9 protein-coding genes are annotated in these 6,629 nt (G+C 73.0%); all 9 read right to left on the reverse strand.

The annotated features are described in order from the left end of the window. Nucleotides 1-22: 22 nt before the first annotated feature. Nucleotides 23-1,051: an alpha/beta hydrolase gene (locus tag LUZ64_RS20225; RefSeq protein ID WP_211304951.1), complete on the reverse strand. Its 1,029-nt coding sequence runs from the start codon at nt 1,049-1,051 to the stop codon at nt 23-25. Nucleotides 1,052-1,138: 87 nt separating this feature from the next. Further along, nucleotides 1,139-1,279 carry a hypothetical protein gene (locus tag LUZ64_RS20230; RefSeq protein ID WP_170116685.1) on the reverse strand — a complete coding sequence of 47 codons (141 nt, stop codon included), beginning with the start codon at nt 1,277-1,279 and terminating at the stop codon, nt 1,139-1,141. Beyond that, nucleotides 1,276-1,431, reverse strand: coding sequence for a hypothetical protein (locus tag LUZ64_RS20235; protein ID WP_159395383.1), 156 nt, complete (start codon nt 1,429-1,431; stop codon nt 1,276-1,278). Before LUZ64_RS20235 ends, LUZ64_RS20230 begins: the two co-directional genes overlap by 4 nt. 297 nt (nt 1,432-1,728) lie before the next feature. Then, nucleotides 1,729-2,319 (reverse strand): NADPH-dependent FMN reductase, encoded by a 591-nt coding sequence (locus LUZ64_RS20240; protein WP_232398664.1) that lies wholly within the window; start codon nt 2,317-2,319, stop codon nt 1,729-1,731. A 161-nt stretch (nt 2,320-2,480) separates the two neighbouring features. After that, nucleotides 2,481-3,104, reverse strand: coding sequence for a DsbA family oxidoreductase (locus tag LUZ64_RS20245; protein WP_170116750.1), 624 nt, complete (start codon nt 3,102-3,104; stop codon nt 2,481-2,483). Nucleotides 3,105-3,160: 56 nt separating this feature from the next. After that, nucleotides 3,161-4,435, reverse strand: coding sequence for an MFS transporter (locus LUZ64_RS20250; RefSeq protein WP_211305031.1), 1,275 nt, complete (start codon nt 4,433-4,435; stop codon nt 3,161-3,163). Between the two features lie 309 nt (nt 4,436-4,744). Further along, complete coding sequence (locus LUZ64_RS20255) at nt 4,745-5,236, reverse strand: nuclear transport factor 2 family protein (protein WP_095581563.1); 492 nt, start codon at nt 5,234-5,236, stop codon at nt 4,745-4,747. A gap of 94 nt (nt 5,237-5,330) precedes the next feature. After that, nucleotides 5,331-5,564: an acyl-CoA carboxylase epsilon subunit gene (locus tag LUZ64_RS20260; RefSeq protein ID WP_095581564.1), complete on the reverse strand. Its 234-nt coding sequence runs from the start codon at nt 5,562-5,564 to the stop codon at nt 5,331-5,333. A 40-nt stretch (nt 5,565-5,604) separates the two neighbouring features. Beyond that, a partial coding sequence (locus LUZ64_RS20265) for an acyl-CoA carboxylase subunit beta (RefSeq protein WP_276522577.1) occupies nt 5,605-6,629 on the reverse strand: 1,025 nt, incomplete at its 5' end.

Genomic DNA, 6,629 nt, shown 5'->3' on the forward strand with positions numbered 1-6,629 from the left:
AACGAGCGGCCGACGGCGGCCGTCAGGCCGCTCCGGCGGGCCGGCGCGGTCCGGGGACGACGGGCGGCAAGGGGGCGGCGGGCCCCTCGCCCGTGCCCGGTCCCGTTCCCGTTCCCGCGCCCGTCCTGGAGGCCGCGCGGGCGGCGGCGAGGGCGGTGACGCGCCCGGCGGGGGTCGGCACCTCGCGTTCCATGAGGCACTCCTCCACGAAGGCCAGGGCGCGCAGGTGGTACGAGCGCGCCGCCCAGCCGAGGCTGATGTTGTGCCCGGCGTTGGGCTGGCGGTCGAAGACGGCCCTCGGCGCGGCGCTCAGCAGGCGGCGCATGGAGGCGAGGGTCTCGTCGTCGTGGTGCCACCAGCCCTCGTGCTCGGCGAAGGTGAAGCGGACCGGTACCTTCACCCGGGCGGCGAGGCGGGGGAACTCCTCCGCCCAGCGGCGGGCCTCGCCGGCCTCGCGCGGGGGCATGGGCGTCACCAGCGGCTTGGCGTGGCGGAAGGTGCCCGGCGGATAGAGGCCGAGCTTGCCCCAGTGCAGCGGCCAGGTCTTCAGCCCGTGGAAGTCCTGGAACTGGCGTACGTCGACGGCGTAGCGGTGGCTGATGCCGGAGATGTCCAGGCCGATGAGGCCGGCCCCGCGGTCGTCGGCCGCGGCGTGCAGGGCGAGCTTGCCGCCGTAGGAGTGGGCCATGAGGAAGGTGCCGGCGCCGGTGTCGTGGGTACGGGCGAATCCTGCCAGGGCCGCGTGCAGGATGTGGGACTGCTCGGCGAGGGTCTGGCCCTCGGGGAAGCGGGCCGCGGAGAGCCCGTAGCCGGGGCGGTCCACGGCGAGGACCGTGAAGCCCAGGCGGGCGCCGAGGGTCATCAGCGACTGGGTGGGGTGGGTCTGGCCGTGGAAGTAGCCGGCGCGCATGCCGCCGCCGTGCACCGCCACGACGAGGGCCCGCGGAGGCGTGTGCCGGGGCTCGACGAGCAGGCCCGACAGTGAGGTGCCGGCCGCGTCCAGGACGATGTCGCGCACGTCCGGGACGGTGGATTGGATCAGCTGTGTCATGTGGTGCGTACTCCAGTTGGTCCAGCGCCCGGATGACGACCCATCGGGGCGGAGTGCGGGAACGGTCGTGAGGGGTCCGGCGGTCCGTCAGTCGATGCCGCGGAAGATGTGCGGCTCGGGCGTGGTGTCCTCGTCCTCGCCGGCGAGGAGCACGCGGCCGACGGCGTCGTGGAACAGGACGCGGTCGGCGGTGTCGGCGGGGCGGGCGGCGGTGTCGGTGATCGTCACTGGGCGCTCCCGGGGAGGTTCGTGGCCGGCGTGGGGTGGGTGACCAGGCGCAGCGCGGCGCGGCGGGCGCGGGCGCGCAGGGTGGCGCGGCGGGCGGGGCGTTCCTTGCGGCGGACGCGCGGGTGGGCGGCGTGCTGGTCGGGTGCGGGCACGGGGTCTCCTCGGTTCGGGCTCGTGGCGGGCGGCGGCGCGGCGGGCGGGCGCGGGGCGTACGCGGACAGCGGCGGGAGCCCGGGCCGTGTGACCGGTCCGGGCTCCCGCCGCTGTGCGAGGTGATCTGCGGTCGGGGGCGGCGCGCCGCGGGCGGACGCGGCGGGCCGCGCCCCCGGACGCGACGGACCCGGTGGCCCTCAAGGGGCCACCGGGTCCGTCACCGGGGGTGTGATCCGCGCGGGTGCGCGGTGCGTGTGGACGGCGGGCGGGAGTGCTGTTCCCGCCGGCCGTGACGGCTACTTGCCGTAGGGGCGGCGGGCGCGCTGCTCGCGCAGGCCGTCCGCCCACCAGCCGAGCTGGTCCAGCAGCGCCTTGGCGGCACCGGCCGGGCCGGACTGGTCCTTGGGCTCGCCGCTCTCGTCGAACTTCTCCCAGGCCATGTGGAAGCTGACGGCCTCGCGGATGGTGACCGCGTGCAGCTCGGCGAAGATCGGGCGCAGCTGCTCGGCGGAGCGCAGGCCGCCGGCGAGGCCGCCGTAGGAGACGAAGCCGACCGGCTTGCCCTGCCACTGCGTGTAGTGCCAGTCGATCAGGCTCTTGAGCGAGGCCGGGAAGCTGTGGTTGTACTCCGGCGTGACGACGACGAAGGCGTCGGCCTGCTCCAGTCGCGGCGTGACCTTCGAGAGGGCCTCGACGACCTCGGCGGAGGGCTGCTGCGAGAGGACGTAGGGCAGCTCGTGGTCGGCGAGGTCGATGACGTCGACCTCGAAGTCGTCGCGCAGACCGGCCTGCTTGACGAACCAGTTCGCCACCGTCGGGCCGAAGCGGCCCTCTCGGACGCTGGCCACGATGACGGCGAGCTTCAGGGGCGCGGTGCTAGCGGACAAGATGTGCTCCTTCGGGTGGTGCGGGAATTCAGGTGCCGGAAAGGCGGGAAAGGCCCTGTCCGGGGGAATCGGTGGCGGTGGAAACAACCCTCCACCGTCGCCCCCCGGTCAGGTCAAGCCAGGAGGAAAGAGTTGACAGGGAATTGTCATTCCCGTGTCTTTCACACGGTGGTGCGGAGTGCGGCCAGGTAGGCCTCCTCCGATTGCGCGCCGGTGAAGGTGGGGCCGTTCTCGAAGAGGAAGACGGGGACCGCGCGGATGTTGCCGCGGCGTACGCGCTCCAGGCCGGCCCGTACCTCGTCGGCGCCCTCGGTGGGGTCGTCGCCGGTCTTCACGCCCGTCTCGTCGGCGAGGCGGGCGAGGACGGCGGGGTCGCCGATGTTCACGGCGTCCGTGAAGTAGGCGCGGAACAGGCGCTCGGCGAGTTCCTCGGCCCTGCCCTGGCCGGCGGCCAGGACGAGGTGGCGGTGGGCCTCGAGGGTGGTGGTGTGCACGGCGTGCTCGTAGTCCAGGACCAGCCCGTCGTGCGCGGCGTGTGCCGCCACGCGGGCGGTCTCGGCGCGTACGCCGCCGCCGAACTTGCGCTCCAGGGCGGCGAGGAGCGGCTCGCCGGCGGGCGACGCGTCCGGGTCGAGCTGGTAGGGGTGGAAGCGGACCTCCACCTCGCCCCCCTCGTCGCGGAAGCGGCGCGCGGCACGGGCGAAGCGTGTGTAGCCGATGTAGGAGTGGGCGCAGATGATGTCGAGGACGATGTCGACGCGGCGGGGCGTGGGACGGTCGCTCACGGGGGTCATGGTTCCTTAGGGGCTTCGGGGGTGTGACGGTACGGGCCGACGGGGCGTCAGGGGCGCCCGGCGGTGGTCCGGGAAGCGGGCTCCGGGGTGCCCGGGGCCGCTGCCCCGGGGGCGGCGTCCCGGGAGCCGGTGCGGAGGAGCAGCAGGACTACGGCGACGGTGGCGCCGAGCGCGCCCGCGGCGAGGTAGACGCCGTCGATGCCGAGCGGTCCGGTGGCGGGCTGGCTCAGGGCCGGGGAGAGGAACTGGCCCAGGAACATGCAGGAGGTGACGCCGCCCATGACCCGGCCGCGGAGGGCGACGGGGGTGCGGGAGGCCAGCCAGGTGTTGAAGTTGGGGATCAGCAGTCCGACGCCGCAGCCGAGGACCACCAGGCCCACGAGGACCAGCGGGACGGCCGAGGTGGCGCCCATGGCGATGTAGCCGGTGGCGAGCAGGGCGAAGGTGGCGACGGCCACCTGCTTGAAGCCGAACCGCTTGTTGATCTTTCCGTAGTTGAGGCCGACCAGGGCGTTGGCCAGGCTCATCAGGGCGATCGCGAGGCCGGCGCCGCTGGCCCCGATGCCGCCGATGTCCTCCAGGTAGAAGGGCAGCTGGGAGGGGACCAGGTAGAACATGATCTGGGAGAGCAGGACCAGGGCGTAGATGCCGTAGGCCAGCTTCGGGAAGCGGGCGCCGGCCGCGTCGCCGGGCGCGCCCGGGGTCGCCGCCGCGCGGGGCGGTTCGGTGACGAAGCGCAGGACGAGCAGGGTCAGCGGCATGGCCACGAGGTAGATCGCGAACGGTCCGCGCCAGTCGATGTCGGCCAGCAGGCCGCCCAGCGAGAGGAAGGCCACGCCGCCGAAGCCCATGAAGCCGGCCTGGAGGCCCAGCACCCGCGAGCGGGACTCCCCGGGGTAGAGGTCGGTGACGAGCGTGGTGGTGGCGGTCATGATGCCGGCCACCGCGACGCCCAGCAGGAGCCGGCCGGCGAGTATGGCGTAGAGGTTGTCGAGCACCAGGCCGGAGCCGCCGGCGAAGCCGAACAGGCCGACGGAGGCGGTCAGTACGGGCTTGCGGCCCACCCGGTCCACCAGCGTGCCCACCAGGGGCGCGCCCAGGGCGATCATCAGCGCGGGGACCGTGAGGACCATGCGGACCAGGAAGTCGGCGTTGTCCACGGAGGAGAAGTGCTTCTCCATCGCGGGCAGGGACGGCGCGATGATGGCGCCGGCCATGGTCGTGAGCATGCTGGACAGCAGCAGGGTGATCAGGAGCGGGCGCGAACCGGCCGGTCGCCCCGGCCGCTCCGCTCGCACGGTGTCGTTCGTATCGGTCACCACGGTTGGTCTCCTCTGTGTTTCCCGCCCCGTCCGCGCTCCCCCGGCCGGCCGGACGCCGCGTCGCCCGGACGGTTCTCGGCGGCCGGCCGGTGGCCGGGGTCGGGTCGACGCCTGATTCTTTTCATCGGTGTTGCGAAGAGGCCGGCCGTGCTCCGGGAAGGGAATTGCCCGGGCGCCGGGCCACTGGGGACCATATTCCCGGAACTATTCGGTCCGTTCGGCCGGTCGCCCCTGATTTATCGCGGATCGGACAGAGGTTTCACTTCTTCCTGTGGGGATCCCGGATTTCACGCCGTCCGGCGCCGGCGGTCAGCCGAGGGGGACGCCGTCCGGACCGGGGCCGGTGCTCCAGTCCAGATGGAATCCCCAGGTCCTGAACCGCCAGCCGTCGTCGGTGCGCACCGCCCTGCCGGCGTAGTGGCCGCCGATGTCGAAGTGGGCGCGCGCCGGGTCGGCGGGGTGGTGGACGTGGGTGGCGACCAGGTGCAGCCGGACGTCGGCCTCGTCACCGTCGAGGGTGATGGTGTGGTTGCCGCTCAGGTGCAGGGTGTGGGCGAAGCGGGCCTTGGCCTCGTAGTGGAAGCGGGCCACGCCCTCCAGGCCCTGCCAGGTGCCCACGGGGAAGGCCAGCTCGACGTCGTCGGTGAAGACGGTCGCCGGCCAGCTGTCGTCGAATCCGTCGGCGTCCTGGGTGTCCAGGAGGACGACATAGCGGTCGACGAGCTCACTGATGGCGGCGCGGTCGGCGAGCGCGCGCACCTGGATATGCAGCTCGGTGAGTTCTCTGTCGATCGTGGACATGACCTTCTCCTACGGGCGTGGTGAACGGGCAGGGATAGAAAGGGAGGGGTGGGGGGTGTGCGGGGCGGTCAGGCGCCGCCGGAGGGGCGCCGGTTCAGGACCGCTCCCCCGGGCCGGTCGGCCGGGTGCGCCAGCTGCGCGGGCCCGGGGACCGGTCGGCGCGCTCGTGGCGCCCCCAGCGGGCGGTGGCCCGGTAGTGCCGGGCCAGGTCGTCGGGCTCGGTGCCGGCCGTGGCCGTGACGGCGAGGAGCACGGCCGTCAGGGCGGCCAGTTCCTCGGGCCCGGCGTGGCCCTTCTCGACGCGGATGAGGGGATCGGTGATGGTCATGGGTGCCTCCGGCACTGCGGTCGCGGCGCGGTCGGTACGGTCACTGCGGCGGGTTGCCGTGCTTGCGCGAGGGCAGGTCGGCGTGCTTGGCGCGGAGCATGGCCAGTGAGCGGATGAGCACCTGGCGGGTCTCGCCGGGGTCGATGACGTCGTCGACCAGGCCGCGCTCGGCGGCGTAGTACGGGTGCATCAGCTCGGCCTTGTACTCCTTGATCTTCTGCTGCCGGACCGCCTCGGGGTCGTCGGAGCCGTTGATCTCGCGGCGGAAGATGACGTTGGCCGCGCCCTCGGCGCCCATGACGGCGATCTCGTTGCTGGGCCAGGCGAGGGCCAGGTCGGCGCCGATGGAGCGGGAGTCCATGACGATGTAGGCGCCGCCGTACGCCTTGCGCAGGACCAGGGAGATCCGCGGGACGGTGGCGTTGCAGTAGGCGTAGAGCAGCTTGGCGCCGCGCCGGATGATGCCGTTGTGCTCCTGGTCGACGCCGGGCAGGAAGCCGGGCACGTCGACGAGGGTCACCAGCGGGATGTTGAAGGCGTCGCAGAACTGCACGAAGCGGGCCGCCTTCTCGCTGGACTCGATGTCCAGGACACCGGCGTACGAGGCGGGCTGGTTGGCGACGATGCCGACGACATGGCCGTCGAGGCGGGCCAGGGCGCAGACGATGTTGGTGGCCCAGGCCGGGTGGATCTCGAAGTACTCGGCGTCGTCGACGATCTCCTCGATGACCGAGCGGATGTCGTAGCTGCGGCCCGGGTCGTCGGGGACGAGGTCGAGGAGGGCCTCGGTGCGCCGGTCGGCCGGGTCCTGGCCGGGCGTCGCGGGCGGCAGCTCGCGGTTGTTGGCCGGCAGCAGGGAGAGCAGGAAGCGCACGTCCTCCAGGCAGCTCTCCTCGTCGTCGTAGGCGAAGTGGGAGACGCCCGAGGTGGCGGAGTGGACGTCGGCGCCGCCGAGGCCGTTCTGGCTGATCTCCTCGCCGGTGACGGCGCGGACGACGTCGGGGCCGGTGATGAACATCTGGGAGGTCTCGCGGACCATGAAGACGAAGTCGGTCAGCGCCGGGC

Source organism: Streptomyces albireticuli, from assembly GCF_021228125.1.
GTDB classification, from domain to species: Bacteria; Actinomycetota; Actinomycetes; order Streptomycetales; family Streptomycetaceae; genus Streptomyces; species Streptomyces albireticuli.